At 65.1% G+C, this 23817-nt stretch carries 24 protein-coding genes; 13 read left to right on the forward strand and 11 right to left on the reverse strand.

Features of this window, described 5'->3' with window-relative positions; genetic code table 11:
* Positions 1-72: 72 nt before the first annotated feature.
* Complete coding sequence (locus tag ACJRPG_RS06775) at positions 73-624, reverse strand: hypothetical protein (protein ID WP_407999277.1); 552 nt, start codon at positions 622-624, stop codon at positions 73-75.
* Positions 625-718: 94 nt separating this feature from the next.
* On the opposite strand from ACJRPG_RS06775, the gene ACJRPG_RS06780 reads away from it, so the two are divergent.
* From ACJRPG_RS06780 to ACJRPG_RS06790, 3 genes are read left to right on the forward strand one after another with little or no spacing between them, the layout of a single operon-like run.
* Entirely contained in the window at positions 719-1873 is a 1155-nt protein-coding gene (locus ACJRPG_RS06780; RefSeq protein ID WP_407999278.1) for a zinc-dependent alcohol dehydrogenase, read from the forward strand.
* A 10-nt stretch (positions 1874-1883) separates the two neighbouring features.
* Positions 1884-2384, forward strand: coding sequence for a hypothetical protein (locus ACJRPG_RS06785; RefSeq protein WP_407999279.1), 501 nt, complete (start codon positions 1884-1886; stop codon positions 2382-2384).
* Between the two features lie 32 nt (positions 2385-2416).
* The gene (locus ACJRPG_RS06790; RefSeq protein WP_407999280.1) at positions 2417-3916 is read left to right on the forward strand and encodes an FAD-dependent oxidoreductase; all 1500 of its coding nucleotides are present in this window, start codon (positions 2417-2419) and stop codon (positions 3914-3916) included.
* Here the strand turns inward: ACJRPG_RS06790 and ACJRPG_RS06795 are convergent.
* A complete protein-coding gene (locus ACJRPG_RS06795) occupies positions 3899-4315 on the reverse strand; it encodes an NUDIX hydrolase (RefSeq protein WP_407999281.1) in 417 nt (138 codons plus the stop codon). The genes ACJRPG_RS06790 and ACJRPG_RS06795 overlap by 18 nt on opposite strands.
* A 309-nt stretch (positions 4316-4624) precedes the next feature.
* On the opposite strand from ACJRPG_RS06795, the gene ACJRPG_RS06800 reads away from it, so the two are divergent.
* The 7 genes from ACJRPG_RS06800 to ACJRPG_RS06830 all read left to right on the forward strand — a co-directional run bounded on the left by ACJRPG_RS06800 (position 4625) and on the right by ACJRPG_RS06830 (position 13336).
* Complete coding sequence (locus ACJRPG_RS06800; protein WP_407999282.1) at positions 4625-5821, forward strand: porin; 1197 nt, start codon at positions 4625-4627, stop codon at positions 5819-5821.
* Between the two features lie 17 nt (positions 5822-5838).
* Entirely contained in the window at positions 5839-6258 is a 420-nt protein-coding gene (locus ACJRPG_RS06805; RefSeq protein WP_407999283.1) for a phosphate ABC transporter substrate-binding protein, read from the forward strand.
* Positions 6258-8909 carry a bifunctional diguanylate cyclase/phosphodiesterase gene (locus ACJRPG_RS06810; RefSeq protein ID WP_407999284.1) on the forward strand — a complete coding sequence of 884 codons (2652 nt, stop codon included), beginning with the start codon at positions 6258-6260 and terminating at the stop codon, positions 8907-8909. Before ACJRPG_RS06805 ends, ACJRPG_RS06810 begins: the two co-directional genes overlap by 1 nt.
* A gap of 105 nt (positions 8910-9014) precedes the next feature.
* Positions 9015-10163, forward strand: a complete 1149-nt coding sequence (locus ACJRPG_RS06815) for a pyridoxal phosphate-dependent aminotransferase (RefSeq protein ID WP_407999285.1) — start codon at positions 9015-9017, stop codon at positions 10161-10163.
* 12 nt (positions 10164-10175) lie between these two features.
* On the forward strand, positions 10176-12398 hold the full coding sequence (locus tag ACJRPG_RS06820; protein ID WP_407999286.1) for a hybrid sensor histidine kinase/response regulator: 2223 nt from the start codon (positions 10176-10178) through the stop codon (positions 12396-12398).
* Between the two features lie 15 nt (positions 12399-12413).
* Positions 12414-13049 carry an FABP family protein gene (locus ACJRPG_RS06825; RefSeq protein WP_407999287.1) on the forward strand — a complete coding sequence of 212 codons (636 nt, stop codon included), beginning with the start codon at positions 12414-12416 and terminating at the stop codon, positions 13047-13049.
* Between the two features lie 26 nt (positions 13050-13075).
* Positions 13076-13336 carry a hypothetical protein gene (locus ACJRPG_RS06830; protein WP_407999288.1) on the forward strand — a complete coding sequence of 87 codons (261 nt, stop codon included), beginning with the start codon at positions 13076-13078 and terminating at the stop codon, positions 13334-13336.
* 3 nt (positions 13337-13339) lie between these two features.
* Here the strand turns inward: ACJRPG_RS06830 and ACJRPG_RS06835 are convergent, their stop codons facing one another.
* From ACJRPG_RS06835 to ACJRPG_RS06865, 7 genes are read right to left on the reverse strand one after another with little or no spacing between them, the layout of a single operon-like run.
* Entirely contained in the window at positions 13340-13750 is a 411-nt protein-coding gene (locus ACJRPG_RS06835; protein WP_407999289.1) for a hemerythrin domain-containing protein, read from the reverse strand.
* The gene (locus tag ACJRPG_RS06840; RefSeq protein ID WP_407999290.1) at positions 13731-14279 is read right to left on the reverse strand and encodes a hypothetical protein; all 549 of its coding nucleotides are present in this window, start codon (positions 14277-14279) and stop codon (positions 13731-13733) included. The genes ACJRPG_RS06835 and ACJRPG_RS06840 overlap by 20 nt, the downstream gene beginning before the upstream one ends.
* On the reverse strand, positions 14276-15031 hold the full coding sequence (locus ACJRPG_RS06845; protein WP_407999291.1) for an SCO family protein: 756 nt from the start codon (positions 15029-15031) through the stop codon (positions 14276-14278). Before ACJRPG_RS06845 ends, ACJRPG_RS06840 begins: the two co-directional genes overlap by 4 nt.
* Complete coding sequence (locus tag ACJRPG_RS06850) at positions 15009-15608, reverse strand: c-type cytochrome (protein WP_407999292.1); 600 nt, start codon at positions 15606-15608, stop codon at positions 15009-15011. Before ACJRPG_RS06850 ends, ACJRPG_RS06845 begins: the two co-directional genes overlap by 23 nt.
* Positions 15598-16191, reverse strand: coding sequence for a cbb3-type cytochrome c oxidase subunit II (locus tag ACJRPG_RS06855; RefSeq protein WP_407999293.1), 594 nt, complete (start codon positions 16189-16191; stop codon positions 15598-15600). The genes ACJRPG_RS06850 and ACJRPG_RS06855 overlap by 11 nt, the downstream gene beginning before the upstream one ends.
* 1 nt (position 16192) lies before the next feature.
* Entirely contained in the window at positions 16193-17860 is a 1668-nt protein-coding gene (locus ACJRPG_RS06860) for a cbb3-type cytochrome c oxidase subunit I (protein WP_407999294.1), read from the reverse strand.
* 8 nt (positions 17861-17868) lie between these two features.
* The gene (locus ACJRPG_RS06865) at positions 17869-19068 is read right to left on the reverse strand and encodes an NnrS family protein (protein ID WP_407999295.1); all 1200 of its coding nucleotides are present in this window, start codon (positions 19066-19068) and stop codon (positions 17869-17871) included.
* An 89-nt stretch (positions 19069-19157) separates the two neighbouring features.
* Between ACJRPG_RS06865 and ACJRPG_RS06870 the strand changes: the two genes are divergently transcribed.
* A complete protein-coding gene (locus ACJRPG_RS06870; protein ID WP_407999296.1) occupies positions 19158-19631 on the forward strand; it encodes an RrF2 family transcriptional regulator in 474 nt (157 codons plus the stop codon).
* A gap of 92 nt (positions 19632-19723) precedes the next feature.
* Positions 19724-20902, forward strand: coding sequence for an NO-inducible flavohemoprotein (hmpA, locus tag ACJRPG_RS06875; RefSeq protein ID WP_407999297.1), 1179 nt, complete (start codon positions 19724-19726; stop codon positions 20900-20902).
* Here the strand turns inward: hmpA and ACJRPG_RS06880 are convergent.
* A complete protein-coding gene (locus ACJRPG_RS06880; protein WP_407999298.1) occupies positions 20899-21735 on the reverse strand; it encodes an HDOD domain-containing protein in 837 nt (278 codons plus the stop codon). The genes hmpA and ACJRPG_RS06880 overlap by 4 nt on opposite strands.
* Positions 21736-21820: 85 nt before the next feature.
* Positions 21821-23104 (reverse strand): D-amino acid dehydrogenase, encoded by a 1284-nt coding sequence (locus tag ACJRPG_RS06885; RefSeq protein ID WP_407999299.1) that lies wholly within the window; start codon positions 23102-23104, stop codon positions 21821-21823.
* Positions 23105-23202: 98 nt separating this feature from the next.
* Between ACJRPG_RS06885 and ACJRPG_RS06890 the strand changes: the two genes are divergently transcribed.
* Positions 23203-23697, forward strand: coding sequence for an Lrp/AsnC ligand binding domain-containing protein (locus tag ACJRPG_RS06890; protein ID WP_407999300.1), 495 nt, complete (start codon positions 23203-23205; stop codon positions 23695-23697).
* Positions 23698-23817: the final 120 nt, after the last annotated feature.

Here is a 23817-nt window from a genome sequence, read left to right on the forward strand (position 1 = left end):
GGTTCTGACTGATGTAAGGGGCGTTGTCCTACGTGCGTTGCCAAAGCGCCGTGGGACAATTTTTGCTGGCCGCTACTGACGCGGCATTTCATTGAAGGAGATACCCATGAAAAGCAAAATCGCCTTGATTCTTACTGCATTGCTGGTCAGCGCAGGTGTGGTTGCCCAGTCGACGGACACCAGCACTGACCCGCAGAAACAGTCCACTTCGAAGAAAAAACAGAAGAAGTCCAACAGCTCTGCTGACCGCACTTCTTCCGGTGCAAGCGGTACTGCAGGCTCCAGCTCAACCGACAGCTCGATGAGCAGCGGCAGCAGCCAGTCCGGTACGAGCGGCAGCGGTAACCGGGGCGACAGCGGCACCGATACCTGGCGCGGTTCCAGCGGCACAAGCGGCATGAACAGCTCTGGCGCATCGGGCACCGGGACGTCGGGCACTGGCGGCACCTCCGGCACCTCCGGCACCTCCGGCACCACAAGCGGCACCAGTGGTTCTTCCGGCACGACCGGCACTTCCGGCACCAGCGGTTCGTCCGGCATGACCGGCACCTCGGACACCTCGGGCACGAGCGGTACCAGCAGCTCCGGTACCAGCACCAATACCAGCAGCGGCACCGCAACCACGCCGCCGCCAACTCGCTGATCCGCCCAGCGCCATGCAAAGCCGCCCCTGAACGGTGCGGCTTTGCTGCGGTCGGTCCTTCACCAGGAGAGCAGCATGCTAGCTATGAATTACCGTGGCCCCTATCGTGTGCGGGCCGACTACAAGCCAGACCCCGTCATCGAGCATCCCGGCGATGCCATCATCCGCGTTACCCGTTCCTGCATTTGCGGTTCCGACCTGCACCTCTACCACGGCCTGGTGCCGGACACGCGCGTCGGCACCACCTTCGGCCATGAGTTCATCGGCATCGTGGAGGAGGTGGGCTCGGCCGTGCAGAAGCTGAAGGTGGGCGACCATGTGCTGGTACCTTTCAATATCTTCTGCGGTTCCTGCTATTTCTGCGATCGCGAACTCTATGGCAACTGCCACAACACGAATCCGGAAGCGACGGCAGTGGGCGCCATCTACGGCTACTCCCACACGGCCGGCGGCTACGACGGCGGCCAGGCCGAATATGTGCGCGTGCCGATGGCCGATGTCGGACCCACGGTCATTCCACACGACCTGCACGAAGACGATGCCGTGCTGCTGACCGATGCGCTGCCCACCGGCTACCAGGCTGCCGAGATGGGAGATATCCGCGAAGGCGATACCGTGGTGGTTTTCGGCGCAGGTCCGGTTGGCATCTTCGCAGCGAAGTCGGCCTGGCTGATGGGCGCAGGCCGCGTGATCGTGGTCGATCACATCGAATACCGGCTGGAGTTCGTCAGGCGCTATGCGCAGTGCGAGATCATCAACTTCAAGGAAGTGGATGATATGGCGCTGCACATCAAGAAGATGACGGACTGGCTGGGCGCCGATGTGTGCATCGATGCCGTGGGCTGCGAGGCCGCAGGCAACGCGATGCAGACGCTGACCGGCCGCTACATGATGCTGCAGGCCGGTTCCGCCACGGCGCTGCACTGGGCCATCAACTCGGTGCGCAAGGGCGGCAATGTTTCCATCGTTGGCGTGTATGGGCCGACCTTCAATGCCGTCCCCATCGGCAATGCGCTGAACAAGGGCCTAACGCTGCGCATGAATCAGGCCAGCGTGAAGCGCCACCTGCCGCGCCTGATCGAGCATATCCAGGCCGGGCGCATCAGCCCGAGGGAGATCATCACCCACCGCGTGCCGCTGGAAGAAGTGTCGGATGCATATCACATCTTCTCCGGCAAGCTGGATAACTGCATCAAGACCATTCTGATCCCGCCCGGTGCGCGGCATTGAGGAGCTGACCATGGAACATGAACATCATCATCACCGCCCCGTGCCGGACCGCAGCGCCATCCAGGGCTGGGGCGCAGACCTCGACCGTGCCAACCGCCCGGCCGTGCCGATGGAGCGCATGCCGCAAAGGCTGGATGTGCCGGAGGGAGAACTCACCCAGCAGCCGCGCGATATCGAAGTTTTCTGTTCGCCCGAAAGGCCGGGCATCACGCCGCTGTTCGGCACCAGTGCGCCGCCGCGCGGCCTGAGCGGCCTGCTGCGCAGGGTCGCCTACAAGGGGACGGAGAACGATATCCGCCACTGGCTCATGCTGCTGCTGGCCGACCGTGTCGATATGGTGGAAGGGATCGGCGAAGACCTGGCGCGCGGCAAAGTCCCCAATGTGCTGGCTGAAATGGGCATCAAGGCCGAGTGGGAGCACAACAAGGCGGGGCTGGTACGCAAGGCCGCCATCGGCGCGGCAGTCGCCGGCGCGGCCTGGTACCTGCTGAAACGCCGCCGTTCGCATTGAGGTATGTCGCCGCCTGCGCGGGGGACACGAGGATGGATACCAAATCGCTATGGCATGCCAGCGCCGACCTGCCGCAGCATGCGCCGCTGGAGGGCAACGCGGAGGCGGATGTTTGCGTTGTCGGCGGCGGCATCGCCGGGCTCACGGCGGCTTACCTGCTGCTGCGCGAGGGGCGCTCGGTAGTGCTGGTGGATGCGCTGGACGTGGGGCAGGGCGAGACCGGCCGCACCACGGCGCATTTCTTTCCGCCCGATGAGCGCTACTTCAATATCGAGAAGCGCTTCGGCCGCGAGCGGGCGGCGCTGCTGCGCGACAGTTACAAGAAAGCCACTGAGCTGGTGGAAGAGATCGTGCAGCGCGAGCAGATCGAATGCGACTTCCTGCGCCTGGACGGCTACCTCGTTCCAGCGCCGGACGGCGGCGCCGACATCGTCGACCGCGAGTTCGCTGCCTGCGAACGGCTGGGCATTGCCGTCACGCGCCTGCTGCGCGCGCCCGGCCTGGGCTGGGACACCGGACCGGCACTGTGCTTCCACCACCAGGCCCAATTCCATCCGCTGAAGTATCTCGGCGGCCTGACGCGCGCCGTAACGCGGCTCGGCGGCCGCATTTACGGCAGCACCCGTGCGCGCGATATCGAGGACACAACGGTCGTCACCGAAAAAGGCCGCGTGGCGGCAAAGTCCGTCGTGGTGGCGACCAACACGCCATTCAACGACCGCTTCGTGATGCACACCAAGGTGGCCGGCTACCGCAGCTATGTGGTGGGCCTGCGTGTGCCGCGCGGCGCCCTGCAGCCTTTCCTGCTGTGGGATACGGGCGATCCTTACTACTATGTGCGGCTCGATGTGCAGAAGGGCGAATCCACGCACGACATCATGATCGTCGGCGGCGCGGACCACAAGGTCGGGCAGGACAGCCACCCGCAGCCACGCTACGAGCAGATAGAGGCCTGGACCCGCGAACGCTTCCCGCAGGTGCAGGAAGCGGCATGGCGCTGGTCCGGCGAAATCATGGAGCCTTCGGACGGCGTGGCCTACCTCGGCCGCAACCCGGCGGACAACGGTTCGGTCTATCTCATCACCGGTGATTCCGGCAACGGTATGACGCACTGCACGGCAGGCGCCATGCTGGTGACGGACCTGATCCAGGGCCGCAGCAATCCCTGGACGGAACTCTATGATCCGGCCCGCAAACCGTTGCATGGCCTGGGCGACTTTGCCATGGAGCAGGCCAATACCATGGCCCAGTATGCGGACTGGCTGAAGCGCGGCGAAGCGGCGTCGCCGGAGCAGATTCCGGCGGGCGAGGGCGCTCTGGTGCGCGAAGGAAGGAAGCTGATCGCGGTCTACAAGGCGCCGGACGGTGAACTGACGCGGCTCAGCGCCGCCTGCCCGCACCTCGGCTGTGCGGTGCACTGGAACGCGGACGAGAAATCATGGGACTGTCCCTGCCACGGCTCGCGTTTCGACACCAAGGGCCAGGTACTGCACGGCCCGTCGAACGCACCGCTGTCACCAGTCGAGGGATAGCAGGCGCTGGGCCATGCGCGGCCAGCACAGGGTAGAGATCTGTTCGCGCGCGGCCCAGCGGAAGCCATCCGCTTCCGGCGTTGGTTCGCCCGTTACATGATGGGGGAAGAAGCTGGTGCATTTCAGCTGCTCCAGGGTGCAGAGCTCGTCGCCCACATCCACCCGGAACAGGTGCAGGCGCTTGTCGCGCCGGTAGTCGAAGCGGCCCAGGTCAAGGAAGCGCGCTTCGTCGAAAGACAGGCCGGCCTCCTCCAGCAGCTCGCGCCGCGCCGCCTGCAGCGGCGTCTCGCCTTCATCCATCAGCCCCTTGGGAATATCCCACTGCGCGGTGCCGGTAACGTGGCAAAGCAATATCTGCCGCTCACCGTTAATGACGAGCGTTCCACAGGAAAGTTCCATTTTTTCTAGCTTCGCTGTTAACACGGGCTCCAGTCTACCTGATCGGATGTTGTTTCTGCGCGGCTAAGCGGTAGTTCTACATGGAAACTGATCGACAGTCACAGGGGGCTGTTATAAAGTGTGAGAATCTTGCGGCACCCCACCTCCGTGCCTTTCGCTTTATCAGACCGGCCAGTTCGCCGCATGTAACTTATTCTCCCCATCTTTTTTGCTTGCCAAAGAGTGGCGGGATGCCGTTTGTCGAAAACCACAGTGCGCATGCCCAAGTACCAACCTCGTTCGCATCACCTTGTCCTGCCGCTTGCGCTCATGCTCGCGCCGCCGGCGTTCGCGCAGGAAAGCGCCGGCGCGCCTGCCTTTACCTTTGGCGGCTTCGGCACCATCGGCGCCGTGCATTCCGAACAGCGCCATGCCGACTTCACCGCCAGCCCGCTCACGCCGGGGCACGCCGGCTACACGCGCGCCTGGAGCATGGATGTGGACAGCCGCCTCGGCGCCCAGCTTACGCTGAACGCGGACAAGCAGTGGTACGCCGTGGTGCAGGTGGTATCCGAGCGCACCGTGAACGGCGATTACCGCCCGCACGTGGAGTGGGCCAATGTGAAATACCAGGCAACGCCGGACCTGAGCGTGCGCCTGGGCCGCATTGCGCTGCCGGCCTTCCTGGCCGCCGACTACCGCAAGGCCAGCTATGCGCTGCCCTGGGTGCGCACGCCGGTGGAGCTGTATGGCTCCCTCCCGGTCAGCAACAGCGACGGCGTGGATGCGAGCTACCGCTGGAATGTGGCCGGCATCCGCAATGAAACCCAGCTGCTGTACGGCCGCACCCGCGTCGCGATCAGCAGCGAGTCCAGCGCGGAAGCGCGCGGCATCGCCAGCATCTCCAACGTTGCCACTAGCGGCGACCTCAGTGTGCGTGTCACGGCCATGTCGGCCCGGATCCATACCGACCTGGCGCAAGACTTCTTCCGCGCCCTGGGCCAGTTCGGCAGCAGCGGGGCCGCGCTGGCGGCGCAGTACGGGCTGGACGCGAAGCGCATCAGCGCCTATAGCGCGGGTTTCAACTATGATCCGGGCAACTGGTTTTTGATGGGCGAGGCGGCGCGCGTCAATGCGCGCTCCATGCTGGGCGACCGCAAGGCCTGGTACCTGAGCGGCGGCTACCGCTTCGGCGCCTTCACGCCTTACCTGAGCTATTCGAGCGTGGGCCTGAACATGGCATCCACCACGGCAGGGATTCCTACCGCCGGCCTGCCGCCTCCGATGGCGGCGCAGGCCGCCGTGCTGAACGCGGAACTGAGCCGGCAGCTGACCATGATCGGCGTACAGCGCTCCACCGCCGCAGGCCTGCGCTGGGACTTCGCCAGCGGCTATGCGCTGAAGCTTCAATATGACCGTGTGCGCCCGCGCGAAGGCAGCCAGGGCACCCTGATCAATGTGCAGCCGGGCTTCCGGTCCGGGCACAGCTTCGGCGTCTACAGCGCCGTGGTGGACTTCGTCTTCTGAGCAGGCAGGCCATGTTGATGCTCAAGACTTTATGCCTGCTGGCCGGGTTGCTGCTGACGGCCGCCGCCCACTCCGGCGAACTGGTGGTCATCGTCTCGGCGCGCAGCGCCGTCACTGCGCTGCGCACCGAACAGGTGGCCGAACTGTTCCTGGCCGAGACGGCGCGCTTCCCGGACGGCAGCGAGGCCACTGCAGTAGACCTCATGCTGGGCGATCCGCTGCGCGAGGAGTTCTACCGCAAGGTGGCGAACCGCACGCCGGCCCTGATGAAAGCCTACTGGACCAAGCGTATTTTCACCGGACGCGGCCAGCCGCCACGCGAACTGGCGAACAGCCTGGCCGTGCGCAGGCTGGTGGCCGAGAATCCCGGCATGATCGGCTACATCGACCGTTCCGCGCTGGATGCCGGCGTGCGTGCCGTACTGGTGGTGCACTGATGCCGCCCGTTCAAAGCGAAAACAAGCGCACGCGCTGGCTCAGGCTGGGGCTGGAGACCTATGTCTCGCTGCCCCTGTTCGTGCTGCTGCTGCTGGCCGTGATCTGGGGCGCGACCTTCCATTTCATCCGCAACGAAGAGGCGGCGGCACGCCAGGCGGCGGCGGAATCGGTGCGCGAGCTGCTGGAAACCTACGAGGCCCAGGTGGCGCGCAACGTAGCGGGCATCGACCAGACGCTGAAGGTCGTCAAGTACGCGGTGGAACGCAAGGGCGCGCAAGGCGCCCTGGCCGAGCTTGGGCAGCAGGGACTGCTGCCTTCCGGCCTGGTGTTCGTGATCGGCATCGCCGATGCACAGGGCAATATCGTGGCCAGCCATCCCGCCGCGCGCCCGATCTCGGTGGCCGGCATGCCGTACTTCGAATCGCACCGCAGCAACAGCAGCGACGCGCTGTATGTGGCTCGCGCCACGCGCGACGGCGCCAACCGCGAGCTGCACCTGCACTTCACGCGCCGGCTGAACGACGCCAGGGGCGACTTCGCCGGCATCGCCATCGTGGAGGTGGACCCGGCCTATTTCACCAGCGGCTATGAGCGCTCGCGCCAGGGCGAATTCGGCCTGCTGGGGGTGCTGGGCGACGACGGCATCGCGCGTTCGCTGCGCATCGGCGAACAGCAGTCCTCGGGCGCGCCGTTGAGCCAGGCCGATTTCCATCACGAGCTTACCGCAGCTCCCACACCGGTAGACGGCGTGCCGCGCTATACGGCGGCGCGCGCCATGCACGGCTACAAGCTGGTGACGGTGGTGGGCCTGTCGGAAGAGGAACAGATGGCGGGCTTCCGCCAGCAGCGCCGCAGCCATATGTGGGAAGCGGGCATTGCCAGCGGCGTGCTGCTGCTGGTGGCGGGCCTGGTGTGGTTCTGGTCCTGGCAGGGGGCGAAGGCACGGCGCCGCATCCGCCGCGACCAGGAAACCTATGCGGCGGCCTCCGAGGCCAGCATGGACGCGTTCTTCGTGCTGGAGGCGGAGCGCAACCGCCATGGCGCGATCGTCGATTTCCGCATCCTGGCGGCCAATTCGCGCGCCGAGCAGATGGCCGGCCGCAGCAAGCATGAGCTGCACGGCTACTCCCTGTGCCGCTGGCTGCCCGGCATGCGCCGCAACGGCATCCTGGAAAAGCTGGTCCACATTACCGAGAACGGCGGCGTGCACCAGGAGGAATGGCGCAACGACATGCCGGAAATCTCCGTGGAGTGGATCCACTGGCAGGTGGTGGGCGTGGAGGGCGGCGTGGTGGCCATCGTGCGCGATATCACCGAACGCAAGGTGAACGAGGCGCGCATCGTCCACATGGCCCACCATGACACGCTGACCGGCCTGCCGAACCGCAGCCTGATCGGCGACCGGCTGCAGCAGGCCATCCTGCAGGCGGAACGCCAGCAGCAGTCCTTGCTGGTGGCTTTCGTGGACCTGGACAGCTTCAAGCTGGTGAACGACAGCATGGGCCACACCGCGGGCGACGAGTTGCTGAAGGTGGTGGCCGAACGCATGGTGGGCTGCGTGCGCCGCGCCGACACCGTGGGCCGCTTCGGCGGCGACGAGTTCGTGCTGGTGCTGCCGCAGCAGCACGGCGGCACGGCCGACGCCATGCCGCTGCTGGAAAAGGTGCTGGAAGCGGTGGTTCATCCCATCACGCTGGAAGGCCAGCAGGTGCAGGTCAGTTGCAGCATCGGCGTGGCCGTGTTCCCGCACGATGGCGACGATGCCGACACGCTGCTGATGAATGCGGACGCCGCCATGTACCGCGCCAAGGAGCTGGGCAAGAACAACTGCCAGTTCTATGCCCACGAAATGAACGCCACGCTGGAAGAGAAGCTGGCGCTGATGGAAGGCCTGCGCAAGGCCGTGGACGAACAACAGCTGCGCGTGGTCTACCAGCCCAAGGTGGAGCTGGACACGGGCCGCATCTTCGGCGTGGAAGCGCTGGTGCGCTGGGAGCATCCGGAGCGCGGCATGGTGCGCCCGGACCAGTTCATACCGCTGGCCGAGGAGAGCGGCGCCATCGTGCAGATAGGCGAATGGGTGCTGCGCGAAGCCTGCCGCCAGCTGCGCGCCTGGCAGGATGAAGGCCTGCCTTCGCTGAGCGTGTCGGTCAATGTGTCGCCGCGCCAGTTCGATGACCGCCGGCTGGTGAACCGGGTGGCGGACGCCTTGCGCGACGGCGGCCTCGATCCCGGCTTCCTGGAACTGGAAGTGACCGAGAGCCTGATCATGCGCGATGTGCAGCAGGCGGTGGACAAGATGCGCGAGCTGGAAGCGATGGGCATTGCGCTCTCGATCGACGATTTCGGCACCGGCTACTCCAGCCTCGCTTCGCTGAAGTCCTTCCCCATCAGCCGTCTGAAGATCGACAAATCCTTTGTGCGTGAGCTGGACAGCAATCCGGACGACCAGGCCATTGCCCGCGCGATCATCTCCATGGCGCACCAGCTGCATATGCGGGTGATCGCCGAAGGCGTGGAGACCGCGCAGCAGCGCTGTTTCCTGGAGCAGAACGGCTGCGACGAAATGCAGGGCTACCTGTTCAGCCGTCCGCTGCCGGCGCCGGAAATCGGGCGCCTGCTGAAGCATCCGCTCACCCTGGCCGCATAAGAAAAGGGTATGCGGGAAGGGCGCGCACGATAGGATTTCGCGCCCTGCAAAAAGATTGCACTTTGGTAAAATTGTTTCAGACAATTCTTACCGGGGACAGGCATCATGCAGGTATCGAAGCGCATCGCGGCGGCACGTCCGCTGGCCACCACCGCCATGCATGAAAGGGTGGACATCCTCAAGCTGCAAGGCGAGAGCGTGATCGATTTTTCGATCGCCATTTCACACTTTCCCGCACCTGAATCCGTGCGTGCCGCGGTCGCGGAAGCGCTGCAGGAGCCGCTGCTGCCTTATACGGCGGTGGGCGGCGCCCCCGCGCTGCGCGCGAAACTGGCCGCCAAGCTGCGCGATGAGAACAGGATGGCGGCCGAGGCCTGCCATGTGATCGTCACCAACGGCGCCAAGCAGGCGCTGTACCAGTCCCTGTATGTGATGACGGATCCGGGCGATACGGTGATCGTCTTCCGCCCGCACTGGCCGGCGTATGTGGCCACCTCCGGACTGCTTGGCCTGAACATCGTGCTGGTGGACCAGCCGGACGTGATCGACGCGGCCTTCATGGACCGCCTGCCGCGCGCCAAGGTCCTCATCGTCAACAACCCGCACAACCCCACCGGCAAGGTCTTCACCAGGACGGAGCTGGACTGCATTACCGACTGGCTGCGCGGGCGTGGCTGCCATGCCATCGTCGATGAAAGCTACGAGAAGCTGATCTTCGAAGGCGTGCACCACAGCCTTGCCGCCTGCGCGGACTGGGAAGCGCTCGGCATCGTCACCATTTTCTCGGCCTCGCAAAGCTACGCGATGATGGGCTGGCGCGCCGGTTTTGCCGCGGCGCCCGCAGTCTGGGTCAAAGCCATGGAAGCGCTGCAGGGACCGATCACGGCGGCGGTGCCGGCGCTGAGCCAGGTCGCGGCCGAAGCGGCATTCGCCGTGGGCGACGTGCCGGAGCTGCTGGCCGACTACCGCGTGCGGCGCGACCTGGTGGTCGACATGTTTGCGCCCGTGCCCTGGATCACCATGCATGCGCCGGACTCCGGCCCCTACCTGTGGGGCGATATCTCCGGCCTGACGCGAGACACCGTTGCCTTTGCCGAAACCCTGATCGAGGAGTACCGTGTGGCCATCATGCCCGGTGAGGCGCTCGGCTGCCCCGGCTTCATCCGGATCGGGTATATTGCCGACGATGAGACAACATTGCGCAAGGGTGTCAACGCCATCATTGCACTTGGGAACCGAATGGCGGAAGGCTAAAGAAAGCTGCATATGGCGCTGCTACGTCTGAACAGTCTGCGCGGGCGCCTGATCCTGCTGGTGGCGCTCGCCATCACGCCGATGGCCGCCATGACTGTGCTGACCGGCTTGCGCGAGCGCGAACACGCCATCGAGGTGGCGCGCGAGAACCTGCAGCGCGTGGCCAACCTGGCGGCCGCCAACGAAGCGCAGTCGCTGGAAGGCGCGCGCCAGATCCTGCGCGACCTGTCCAGCATTCCGGATGTGCTGGGCAATCCGGAGGACTGCAGCCTGCTGATGTCCGACATCCTGTCCAAGAATACGGACTTCGTGAATTTCGGCGTGATCCAGCTGAACGGGGACGTGACCTGTTCCGCGGTGGCCTCGGTCGGCCTGGTCAACCTGGCCGACCGCCCCCATTTCAAGCGCGCCATCAGCGAACGCCGTTTCATCGCGGGGAACTATGTGTTCGGCCGCGTAATCGGCAAGCACACCATCAACCTCACCTATCCCGTGATCCAGGGCAGCGAAGTGAAGGCCGTGCTGTTCGCCGCGCTGGACCTGGCCGAGCTGGATAAATTCGTGCTCGACGTGCAGCTCTCGCCCGGTTCGCTGCTGTGGACCGCGGACGCGGAGGGCACCATCATCACGCACCGGCCGGAGCCGGCGCAGTTCTTCGGCAAGAAGCTGCCCGAGCCCCTGCTTGGCCTGCACGCGCGCCAGCCGAAAGTGCCGATGGTGCTGAACGATGCGGACGGCGTGGAACGTCTTTACGCCTTCGCGCGCGTGGGGGCGCACGAGGTCTCCGACTACACGGTCATGATCGGCATTCCCTACGAGGAAATTGTGGCCGCGGCCACGCGCGACCAGCTGATCGCCACCGTGGGCCTGGTGGCCACCATCACGCTGGCGCTGCTCGCCGCGTGGTTCGGCGGCGATGTGCTGATCGTGCGCAGGGTGCAGACGCTGGCCAGCACCGCCAACCGCATTGCTTCCGGTTCCCTCGATACCCGCACCGGCATGCGCTACGAGAACGAAGAGATCAGCGACCTGGCGCGCTCGCTGGATGAAATGGCGCAGGCCCTGCAGAAGAAGGAGCTGGAGCGCGATGCCGCCTCCGCCTCGCTGCAGGCGGCGGACAAGCGCAAGGACGAATTCCTTGCCATGCTGGCGCATGAGCTGCGCAATCCGCTGGCGCCCATCAGCTCCGGGGCGCAGGTGCTGAAGATGGCGCATGCGGACAATCCCTCCGTGTCGCGCACCGCCGAAATCATCTCGCGCCAGGTGGAGCACATGACGCGCCTGATCGACGACCTGCTGGACGTGTCGCGCGTGACGCGCGGCCTGGTGAAGCTGAACCGCCAGCCGCTGGACCTGCGCAGCGTGGTGGAAGACGCGGTGGAACAGGCCTATCCGCTCTTCAAGAGCAAGCGGCAGCAGCTGCAGCTGGAGATCGCGCCCGAGCCGGTAGGCGTGCACGCGGACCACAAGCGCATGGTGCAGGTGGTGGCCAACCTGCTGAACAATGCCGCCAAGTACACTCCGGAGTACGGCCATATCCGGGTGCGCCTGCAGCGTGAAGGCGGGCAGGTATCGCTGGAAGTGGCGGACGACGGCATCGGCATGGCGCCTGAACTGGTGGCGCGGGTGTTCGAACTGTTTACGCAGGCCGAGCGCACCTCGGACCGCTCGCAGGGTGGCCTTGGGCTGGGCCTGGCGCTGGCGCGCACCCTGGTGCTGCTGCACGGCGGCACGGTGGACGCTTCCAGTGCGGGCCTGGACAAGGGCAGCAGCTTCACCGTCCGGCTGCCCCATGAGCCACTGCCCGAGACGGGCGCCGGGCCGGGCGCGCCGATGGCGCGCGCGGTGCCGCAAAACGTGCGCCTGCGCTGCCTGGTGGTGGACGACAATATCGATGCGGCGCAGACGCTGGCGCTTTTCCTCGAAGCGGCCGGGCATGAGGTCAGCGTGGCGCACCGTGCAACCGAAGCGCTGGAGCTGGCGCGCAGCCGCCGTCCCCAGGTCTGCTTCCTCGATATCGGCCTGCCCGATATCGACGGTAATGAGCTGGCTGCACGGCTGCGCAAGCTGCCGGAAACGGCCCAGGTCCAGCTGGTGGCGGTGACGGGCTACGGCCGCAAGGAAGACCAGGAACGGTCCATTGCGGCCGGCTTCGACCATTACTTTGTGAAGCCCATGGACACTGCCAAATTGGTGAGCCTGCTCTCTGTCCTGACACTGGAGGCCGTTCATTAGGCTAAAATTGCCTGTATGAATGAATTCTCCGAAGATATCTACACCGAACCGTCCACCGTCGATATCAATACCCTGGACAATCTTGGCCCGCTGCGTGCGCTCGCCGGCACCTGGGAAGGCACGCGCGGCCTCGACATCAAACCGAAGGCCGATGGCCCGCGCAAGCAGGCTTATGTGGAGCGCATCGAGCTGGCGCCGATCGACCCGGTGACGAACGGGCCGCAGCTGTTCTACGGCCTGCGCTATGTGCTCATTGTAAACAAGCCGGACAATGTGAAGACCTACCACGAGCAGGTCGGCTACTTCCTGTGGGAGCCGGCCACCAAGACCGTGATCCAGACGCTGGCCATTCCGCGCGGGCAGATTGCCATGGCGCAGGGCACGGTGGAGCCGGATGCGAAGAGCTTCGAGCTGGTGGCGAAGCAGGGCGACGCCAACCACGGCATCCTGTCCAATCCCTTCCTCGAATACGGCTTCCGCACGGTCGAGTACCGCATCAAGGTCACGGTCAACGATGACGGCAGCTGGGCATATGACGAAGACACCGTCATGCTGATTCGCGGCAAGGAAAACGAACCTTTCCACCATATGGACCGCAATCTGCTGAATAAAATTGCGGAACCCCTGCCGAATCCGATGGCGCGCCGCTGATTTCTGCGCCGGGCTACACTCGGCGCATGAAACGCTATCGCAATATTGAAGGCCATTCCGGTGTCGTCGCCTACGAAATTGACTGGGAGAAAATCTCAGTCGAGTTCGTCAGCGGCGATATTTACGATTACACCTACGGCAGCGCGGGCCGTGCCCGCGTGGAGACGATGAAGGCCCTGGCCCAGGCCGGGCGCGGGCTGGCGACCTTCATATCGCGCTACGCCCATGACGCCTACGCCTCCAAGCGGCGTTCGCGCCGCCGTATCCGGCCGCGCACCCTGCATTGAGGATTACAGCTTCGCGTAGGCCGGGTAAAGCTCGGCTTCCTCGCGGCGGGTGCGCAGGAACAGCGCCTTGAACACATCGTTCGCTTCGGCGCGGAAGGCGTCCGGCTGCGCCGCCACGCGGTTCGCCAGGTTCCAGCGCCGCGCGAATTCCATATAGCGCTGGGCGATGCCGCCCATTTCCTCCTGATAGCTGCGGCCCAGCGCCTGCATGGCCGGCTGCGTCGATGCCATGAATGCCGGGTAGACCACGCGGTCCTCGACCGCCAGGTGCAGTTTGATGGATGCGCTCATGGCCAGCAGCAGCTGGGTGATGGGCGCGGCATTGCGTTCGATGCCGGTGGCGATCAGCTTGCGCAGTTCGTGGATGCCGGCGTGGATTTCGCCGTGGTCATGTTCAAAGCGTTCGATGCTCATGTGATTCTCCTGAAGGAAAGTGCCTGATGCACCATGCCAGCGCGACGGCGGCCGAGGCGCCGACCAGCAGCACGCCGGCCAGGATCTGCTCGTCCAGCGCGTAGGCATTGCACAGGCGTTGCGGCATGTTCTGGTACTGGATGCCGGCGATGGCGCCCATCCAGCAGAAATTACCGATAAAGAAAAGCTGGATGACGGCGTTGGCGCGCCGCATGGCATCCGGCAGCACGGCGCCGAGCAGCAGCAGGGAAGCGAACTTGCCCGCTTCGGCCAGGGGCTGGGTGAGGCTCATTTCCAGGGCGCGCGGGATCATCCAGCAGGCGCTGACGACGAGCAGCAGCGTGAAGCTGCTGAGCCCATGGGCATCGGCGTGGCGCCAGTGCCTGAGCAGCGCGGGAGACGCCAGCAGCGCCCCTGCCACGGTGATGGCGGGCAGCTGCACGAACATATGCAGCACCATGGACGCCTCCAGCATGGCCCGCAACAGCCACGCCGCCGCCAGCAGCGCCATCCCCGCCCACCATCTCATCTCCGGCTCCCTACAGCCGGGCCCGTGTCCACCCTGGGGTCAGGCACCAAGGTGGACACGGGCTCAGGCGCTGAACCGGTAGAGCCTGTGTCCACTTTGGTGCCTGACCCCAAGGTGGACGGGTACGGCCATCCGGCGAGCTCGGCGATGGGGGTGTCGTAATCGGTGATGGCGGTGAGGCGGCCGGCCGGGGTGAGGGTGTGGAAGGCGGCGTTGTGCTGGAACTCGCCCAGCGGCGCGGGAATCACGATCACGCCGAACTGTGCCAGCAGCCTGCTGCGCTCGGCGGCGTCCGGGATGGCGGCGAAATGCCAGATGGCCGGATCGGCCTGCATGCGCTGCGCGTAAGCCGCCAGCACGGCCGGTGTGTCGTGCGCGTCGAAGCTGATGCTGAGCAGGCGCACACGATCCTGCAGGCCGCGCGCGCGGATTTCCCTTTGCAGCTGCTGCATCTCGCTGCCCAGCACCGAACACACGGCGTTGCAGCGGGTGTAGATGAAGGTAGCCAGCGTAACGCGGCCGTCACGCGCCAGCAGGGCCGGCAGTGTCCCGCTTTCGCCGGAAGCAAGGGCCGCCTGCACTGCCGGGACGGCAAGCGGCGCTTCGGCAACCGACAGGCGGCGCCCGTCCTCCGTCGCCACCACCCGAAAACCCAGCGTTGCGTGCCATATCGCCGCAAGGCCGGTCAGCAGGATAGCGGCGACGGCATATGCCGTGCGCCGCGCGTCTTCATTTGAGGCTGGCGAGCTCACTGTCTCCACTCCACGGCTCCTTGCGCTCCTTGCCCGCCTCGCGCACCGCCTTCACGGCATCGGCCGTTACCGGTCCCGCGCTGTTGCCGAAGCTGGTGCGCACGTGCGACAGCACCGCCGCAATCTCGGCGTCGCTGAGCTTGTCCTTGAAGGGCGGCATCTGGCCGTTGTATTCCTTGCCTCCCACCGTCAGCTTGCCGGTAATGCCGTGCAGGACGATGTTCGCGGCCAGCGCTTCCTTTCCAGTGACCCAGTCCGCACCGGCCAGCGGCGGGAATACGCCGGGCAGGCCGGCGCCAGTGGCCTGGTGGCAGGCCACGCACTGCGCCGCATAGACCTGCGCGCCATCCACCGCGGCGCCCGGCGCCGCGGCAGGCTTGCCTTCCAGCGTGGCCAGCGTGCGCATATCGCCCAGCGCCGGATCGTCATTGCGCTGCGAGACGAGGATATAGCCCACCGCCCACAACAGCAGCAGCGGCACCACCACCAGCACCACCAGCGGCACCGGCCGGTTCTTCTCATGCGGGTCCGGATTTTCGCGCTGCTGCGCTTCCAGGCTGTCCAACTCATCGGCCATGACGCTCTCCTTGCAGGACGGGATAGGTATGGTCGAGGCCCTGCAGATAGCTCACCAGGTCCATCACCTCGGGCTTTGCCACCACTACCTTGCCTGCAGGGGTGTAGCCCGGCGGCAGCTTGACCACGCGGTCGCCCGGGTCCGCCGCATCCTTGATGTCGAACAGGTAGGGATAGGACGGCATGATCGATCCCGGCACATAGGCGCGCGGCTGGTACAGGTGGCCCAGGTGCCAGTCGGCGCTCGGCTGGCGCGCGCCGATGTTGAACAGGTCCGGGCCGGTGCGCATGGTGCCCAGCAGGTGCGGCTTGTCATAGTAATAGTCCGCGGCGACCGAGGCGCGGCCCCAGCCCCGCTGGTCGTCCGGCGCGAAGGCTTTGTCGCGCGGCTGCTGCGAGTGGCAGTAGATGCAGCCGTTGGCGATATACACGTCGCGCCCGCGCAGCTGCGCCGCCGTATAGGGCTTGAGCGCCGCAGGGGGCTGGCCGTCGCGCAGCTGGATATGCGGCACCACCACCAGCGCCGACGTTGCGAGCGCCAGCGTGACCATGGCGCCGCCCAGTAATTTCAGTTCGTCCTGCATATCAGGCTCCTGCCGGAATGGCCGATGGCGTGGCGCGCGTATGCAGCAGCGCCGCGCCCACCCGGCGTGGGCCATGGCGCAAAGCCATGGCTATGAAGTGGCCTGCAAATAGCACGTGGCCCAGCGCCATGATGGCGCCGCCTACGGAGCGGCTTTGCAGCCAGGGGAGGGTGACGCGCACCGATTCCATGAAGGGCTTCGCGGCATCGAGCATATACAGGCCTTGCAGCCAGCCGCCGATGGTGAGGCCGATGAAGTAGATGGAGAAGCCCAGCACCACCAGCCAGAAATGCGCCGCGATCAGGCTCGGATACGGCCATTCCCACGCCATCACGCGCGGCATCACGAAGTAGACGGCGCCGAACATCACCATGCTGAAGAAGCCGTACAGGCCGAGGTGGGCATGCGCCACCGTGAAGTGGGTGAAGTGCGCCACCACGTTCACGCTGCGCAGCGCTTCCAGCGAGCCCTGGATGGAGCTGAGCGTGTACATCATGCCGCCGAGGACGATGAAGCGCAGTGTCGGCGAGTAGAACAGCTTGGAGAAGTAGCCGCGCATCGTGAGGTGCTGGTTGATGGAGAAGGAAATCACCGGCACCACCATCATCACGCTCTGCACGATGGACAGCGTGATCAGCCAGCCCGGCACCGGTCCGCCGATCAGGTGGTGTCCGCCCACCTGGCCGTAGAAGAAGGCCAGCGTCCAGAAGCCGAGCAGCGACAGGTTATAGGACTGCACCGGCCGCCCGATAATCTTGGGCAGGAAGTAGTAGACCGAGGCCAGCGCCATCGGCGTGTAGAACAGTCCCAGCACGTTGTGGCCGAACCACCAGTTCATGGCCGCCTGCTGCACGCCGAAGTGCACCGCAGGCAGGTTCCCGATCAGGAACAGGATGGGGAACCAGAACAGCGCCGCGCCCATATACCAGATCGATACATACAGGTGGTCCACCTTGCGGCTTTGCAGCGTGTACACCAGCGGCAGGCCCACCAGCGCGCCGCCCGCCACCAGCAGGATATCGACCTGCCACGGAATCTCCAGCCACTCCATGCCGTCGCTGATGCCGACCGCGATGCAGCCCAGGCCCGCGATCAGGCCCGCATTCCACAGCATGGCGCCGAGGATGGCGAAGCGCGCGCCCACCAGGTGGGTCTTGAGCAGCCGTGGCAGCAGCCAGACCGCGATGCCCAGCGCCGCCATCGGGGCCCAGCCATAGGCCACCGCATTCAGGTGGATGGTGCGCAGGCGGCCGAAGGTAAGCCATGCCTGCTGCACCAGCCAGTCCGGCTCATGCAGCTTGATGGAGCTGGCCAGGCCTGCGGCCGTTGCCACCAGCAGCCACACGATGGCGCAGCTGAGGAAGACGAAGGTGGTGAAGGCGGACGAACGGTCCGCCTCCACGCGCTCGGCCAGTTCGCGCTGCATGGCCTGCTGCTGCGCGGCGTCCAGCACGGGTTTCTGTTCGCCGGCCACCGGCTGCGCCAGGCCCGCCTTCTGCGCGGCGCTGGCCGCAGGTTCTTCGCCATGGCCGATTTCGCCTTCCGAGAAGATGACGTTGGCCGCCGCCGAAGTGGGGTCGAACAGCCGCTTGCGCAGCGACCAGATGAACACGAACAATCCTGTTATCGACAGGATGAAGGATGACAGCAGTATGGTGACGGTATCCATGAATGTCCTCAGCCGTCCCGGCCGTCCAGGCGTGGACGGCTCAGGTAGGGCGCATAAACGATCAGGTAAAGCAGGAAGGAGAGCGACCAGCAGGCTGCGGCGGCGAGCAAGACTTGGTTTCGGCTTCCGGCATTGGCAAGGTTGGCACACAAGCGCAGCACCGCGCCAGTCTCCAAAAGGAGATACATGGCGGTTTCCGCGCGCCCGGCGCGCAGGGGACGGGCCGTGTGGCCGAGGGCGGTGCGCGTGACCATGCCGATGATCAGGCCGCTCATGGCGCCCACCGCCAGCGCATGGAAGGCCGTGCTGGCGCTGCCCATGCCCAGTGAAGCCAGGCCGAGCAGCAGCAGGCCGCCTGCGATCCAGCCATAGGCCAGGTGCAGCACCCATAGCAGGGGCAGGCGCAAGGTGCTGGCGGGATGCCAGCCAAGCAGGCGCGCGGCATGCAGGGCTGCGGCGGCGAAGCAGGCCAGCGCCGCCAGCATGCCGGGGCCGGCCAGCAGCCAGGCCAGCGCCGCCAGTGCCAGCGAGGCCAGGCTGGCCCGCTCCAGCCAGCGGCGGCTGCGCGGCTTGCTGCCCGGCGCGCCGTTCGCGGTAAACATGGGAATCACGCGGCCGCCCATCACCGCTTCCAGCATGGTGATCAGCAGGATGGCGCCATGGACGGGCGCCAGCGGCGACAGCGCCAGCCAGCCCAGCATGGAGGCGTGGAAGATGAGGTTGAAGGCGGCCAGCAGCGCCAGGATGCCGATGATGGGCAGGTTGCGGTGGCTGGCGGCGCGCCGGATGGCCCGGTACAGCGGCCAGGCGGCCAGCGGCAGCAGCAGTGCGTCGATGGCGGCGAGTGCCGGATGGTAGCCGTAAGCGGCCGAGGCCAGCATGGCGCAGCGGCCGGCCAGCCACAGCGCGCACAGCGCCGCGAGATGCGCGCCGGACGGCGTGGGCTGGTTAGTCCAGTTGCGTCCGGCGGTAAACAGAAATCCGATGATGACGGCAGCGGCAAACCCGAATACCATCTCATGCATGTGCCATGGAAGATCGAGCTTCAGGCTGGCGTGCCCGGTGGCTTGAAGCACCCAGGCCGGCACCGAAATCACGGCAAACAGCGCCGCCAGCAGATAGAAAGGCCGGAAGCCCAGGCGCCATAGCGCAGCCCCCGGAAGCGGGCTTGCAGTTGATTCACTTTGATACAAACGGTTTATGGGCATCTGCGCCGCCTTGGATTAAGCTATACCAGGAATGCTACTTTGTTGCAGGTAATAAAGCAATATTTGAAATGTATGTTTAAGGTTTTCCCATGAGACTTACCTCGTTCACCGATTACACCCTGCGCTCCCTGATCTACCTGGGCATGCACCGCGACAAGCTGGTGACGATCCAGGATATCGCCGACCTGCATGGCATTTCAAAGAACCACCTGACCAAGGTGATTCATCAGCTGGGCGTGAGCGGCATGGTGGAGACGGTGCGCGGCCGCAACGGCGGCCTGCGCCTGCGCATGGAGCCCGCCGATATCAGCATCGGCGCGGTGGTGCGCCAGAGCGAGTCCGACTTCCATATCGCCGAGTGCTTCGACCATAACAACCAGGGCTGCGCGCTGCACAAGGGCTGCGCACTGAAGGCCAAGCTGGGCAAGGCGGCCGAAGCCTTCCTGCGGGTGCTGGACGAGGTCACGCTGGAGGAGATGCTGCCCAGGCCGCACAGCAAAATGGGCGAAGCCATCCTGGAGCAGCCCATCGCCTTCCACCCCCTGCCTGAAGCGGCGGCCTGACACTTTCCAGACAAAGCTGGGACATTTTGTCCATTGACTCCTGGTTTTTAAACATTCATAGTAAATGCATGTTTAAACCAGAAGGAGTCGAAATGCTGTCCGCAGAACACCGTGCCATCGTTACCGCCACCGTGCCCATCCTGGAGCAGGGCGGCGAAGCCCTGACCCGCCACTTCTACCAGAAACTGTTCCGGGAATACCCGGAGGTGATGTCCTACTTTAACCAGGCCCACCAGCACAGCGGCAACCAGCAGCGCGCGCTCGCCAATGCCGTGCTGATGTACGCAAAGAACATCGAACGCCTGGAAGCGCTGGGCGGACTGGTCAACACCATCGTGGCCAAGCACGTGTCGCTGCAGATCCTGCCGGAACACTATCCGAAAGTGGGCGCGGCCCTGCTGGGCGCCATCCGCGAGGTGCTGGGCGCCGAGGTGGCGACGGACGCGGTGATCGAGGCCTGGGGCGCTGCCTACGGCCAGCTGGCCCAGATCCTGATCGGTGCGGAAGGCGCGGCGTATGAGAACCAGAAGCAGACGGCGGGCGGCTGGAACGGGCTGCGCCGCTTCGTGGTGGCGCGCAAGCGTCCGGAATCGGAAGAGATCAGCAGCTTTGTGTTCCGTCCGGAAGACGGACAGCCTGTGATGGGCTTTGCGCCGGGCCAGTACATCGGCATCCGCGTGGTGGTCGATGGCCAGGAACAGCGCCGCCAGTATTCGCTGTCGGCCGAAGACAATGGCAAGACCTACCAGATCAGCGTGAAGCGCGAACCGGGCGGCAAGGTGTCCAACTTCCTGCACGACCAGGTGAATGAGGGCGACGTGGTGGAACTGATTCCGCCGTCCGGCGTGTTCACGCTGGCGGAGAGCGCCCGTCCGGTGGTGCTGATTTCCGGCGGCGTGGGGATTACGCCAACGCTGGCCATGCTGTCCAGCGCCCTGAACGCCGGCCGCGACATCCACTTCATCCACGCCGCACGCCATGGCGGCGTGCACGCCTTCCGCGACCACGTGGACCAGCTGGCGGCTAACAGCAAGCGCCTGCAGCGCCGTTACATCTATGCCGATGGCGGCCAGGGCCATGCGCCCGATGCCGTCGGCCTGCTGGATACGGCAAAGCTGGCGCAGTGGCTGCCCGAATCGCGCGATGTGGACGTGTACTACCTGGGCCCGGTGGGCTTCATGAAGTCCGTGAAGCAGTCGCTGCGTGAACTGGGCGTGCCGGAATCGCAAACCTTCTGCGAATTCTTCGGTCCGGCCGAAGCGCTGGATTAAACCAGCAGCGCAGCACTCATGGAAGCCGCGTCCAGCGCGGCTTCTTCCCTTATTTTCACGCGTTTTTCCTCATCGATGAACAGGTCGATAACGGAGTCGGAGTGCGGCGGCTCGGCGCGCGCCACTTCCAGCGGCGAGGCGACCGGCGAAAAATGATTCGCCAGCAGCAGGGTGTCCAGCAGGGTTTCCGGCGGCACTTGCAGGAAGCCGTCGCGCAGGCCTTCGATGGCATTGGCCACCGGCTCGGGAATGCCCAGCTTGTGCATCACTTCACGCGTGATGATTTCTTCGCTGGCCGGCTGCCAGTTCTCCGGATCGGGTTCCAGCAGGCCGGGGAATTCATCCGCGCGCGACAGCAGGTAGAAGCCTCCCACCTCATGCACGATGGCGGCGAACAGCGCCGTATCCGGGCTTACGCCCGTCACTTCGCGCGCAATGATGCGGGCCAGGCAGGCGACGTGGATGGTATGGTCCCACAGCTGTTCGGCCTTGGCGCGCAGTTCCGGGTCTTCGATCTTGGCGCCGAACTGGCGCACCACCATGGCGGCGGCCAGCGCAAACAGGTTGTGGTAGCCCACCCGCATGATGGCCGAGCGCACATTGGTGACGGTGGGGCCGCCGGTGCGGTTGAACATGGCGGAATTGGACAGCGACACTGTGCGGGCGGCCAGCGTGGGCTCGGCCAGCACGAGGCGGATCGCTTCCTCCATCGGGCAATCGGGATCGTCCAGCGCGAGCTGAACGCGCAAGGCGGCATTGACGCTGGTAGGGAAGACGAGATCCCCACGAATCGCCAGCGCTGCGATATGCCCGAAGGCTTCCAGTTTATTCATGCGTAAAATTATACGCAGTGGTCCAAAGAACCACAATGCAGGGAAGCAGGAGCCGGCGGGGCAGTGCCCGCCGGCGCTCGTTTTATCAGGCGTTGACCAGCTGCGGCTGGCGTGCCGCGCCCTCGCGGGTGTAGCGGCTGACCGACAGGTCGTCGGCGAAGATGGCCGGGCGCTTGGCCGACATGAGGTCGGCCAGCAGCTGGGCGGAACCGCAGGACATGGTCCAGCCCAGGGTGCCGTGTCCCGTATTGATGAAGAGGTTGCGCACGCCGGTGCGGCCCACCACGGGCGTGCCGTCCGGGGTCATCGGGCGCAGGCCGGTCCAGAAGCTGGCCTGCGCGGTATCGCCGGCGCCGGGGAACAGGTCGTTTACCACCAGCTCCAGGGTTTCGCGGCGGCGCGGGTTCAGGCGCTTGTCGTAGCCGGCGATTTCGGCCATGCCGCCCACGCGGATACGGTCGTCGAAGCGGGTCACGGCGATCTTGTAGGTCTCGTCCAGGATGGTGGAGGTGGGCGCCCGTTCCGCGTTCACGATCGGCACCGTGATCGAATAGCCCTTCAGCGGGTAGACCGGAATCTCCACCAGCGGCTTCAGGAATGGCGTCGAATAAGCGCCCAGGGCGACCACATAGGAATCGGCCGTCACCAGTTCGGCGCCGCACTGCACGCCGGCGATGGCGTCGCCGGACATGGCCAGGCTGCCGATTTCCACGTTGTAGCGGAACTTCACGCCAAGCTCCTGCGCCATCGCCGTCAGGCGGGTGGTGAACAGCTGGCAGTCGCCCGTTTCGTCATTCGGCAGGCGCAGGCCGCCCACCAGCTTTTCGGAGGCCAGGCCCGGCTCGGCCTGCAGCAGCTGTTCGCTGTCCAGCAGTTCGAAAGGCACGCCGGTTTCCTTCAGCACTTCAATGTCCTTGGCGGCGTCGTCCAGCTGCTTCCGGGTGCGGAACAGCTGGGTGGTGCCTTGCTGGCGGCCTTCGTATTCGATGCCGGTGGCGGCGCGCAGCACTTTAAAGCAGTCGCGGCTGTATTCGGCCAGGCGCACCATGCGTTCCTTGTTCACCGCATAGCTCTCGGCGTTGCAATTACGCAGCATTTGCCACATCCATTTGAGCTGGAACATGGTGCCGTCCGGGGTGATGGAGAGCGGGGCATGGCGCTGCAGCATCCATTTCATGGCCTTCAGCGGAATGCCGGGCGCTGCCCAGGGCGAGGCATAGCCGGGCGAGATCTGGCCCGCGTTCGCAAAGCTGGTCTCCAGCGCCGGGCCGGGCTGGCGGTCCAGCACCGTTACCTCATGGCCGGCCTGCGCCAGATAGTAAGCGGTGGTAACGCCGATGACGCCACTTCCAAGAACGACTACACGCATGCTTGCCTCGAATAATAGTTGTGTGGGATTTTTCGCTATGATAAGTTCGTTCATCCAGTGTTTGTCACCATAAAACGTTCAGAAAACAGGAAAAATTCATGCGAACTCAGAAAGAATCGGTGCGCAGCCTCGATAAACTCGACCGCAAGATCCTGCAGCTGCTGCAGCAGGACGGGCGCATTTCGATGAAGGACCTGGCGGAGCAGGTGGGGCTGTCGATCACGCCCACCACGGAGCGGGTCAAGCGCATGGAGCGCGACGGCGTAATCAGCGGTTACCACGCCCGCCTGAATCCCGCAGCCCTGGGCGCGACCCTGCTGGTGTTCGTGGAAATCACCCTGAACCAGAAGTCGGCCAGCCATTTCGAGCAGTTCCGGCGCGAGGTGCTGCGTATTCCCGAGGTGCAGGAATGCCACCTGGTTTCGGGCGATTTCGATTATCTGATCAAGGCGCGGATACACGAAATGGCCGAATACCGCAAGCTGCTGGGCGATATGCTGCTTAATCTGCCGGGGGCGGCGCAATCAAAAAGTTATGTGGTGATGGAGGAAATAAAGGAAACGCTGATTCTTGCCACGGGCAGTGCAAGTTAATAACGATCTTGCCGGGATTGCATGCGCAGTACTCAAGCTCGCGTCTTCGCTTCCTGTCTATGGCAGGGGAACGTCGCCTATCTGCCACTGATACAAAAAAAGTGTTAAACGGAAACGATT

Source organism: Pseudoduganella rhizocola, from assembly GCF_045984285.3.
Lineage (GTDB): Bacteria > Pseudomonadota > Gammaproteobacteria > Burkholderiales > Burkholderiaceae_D > Rugamonas.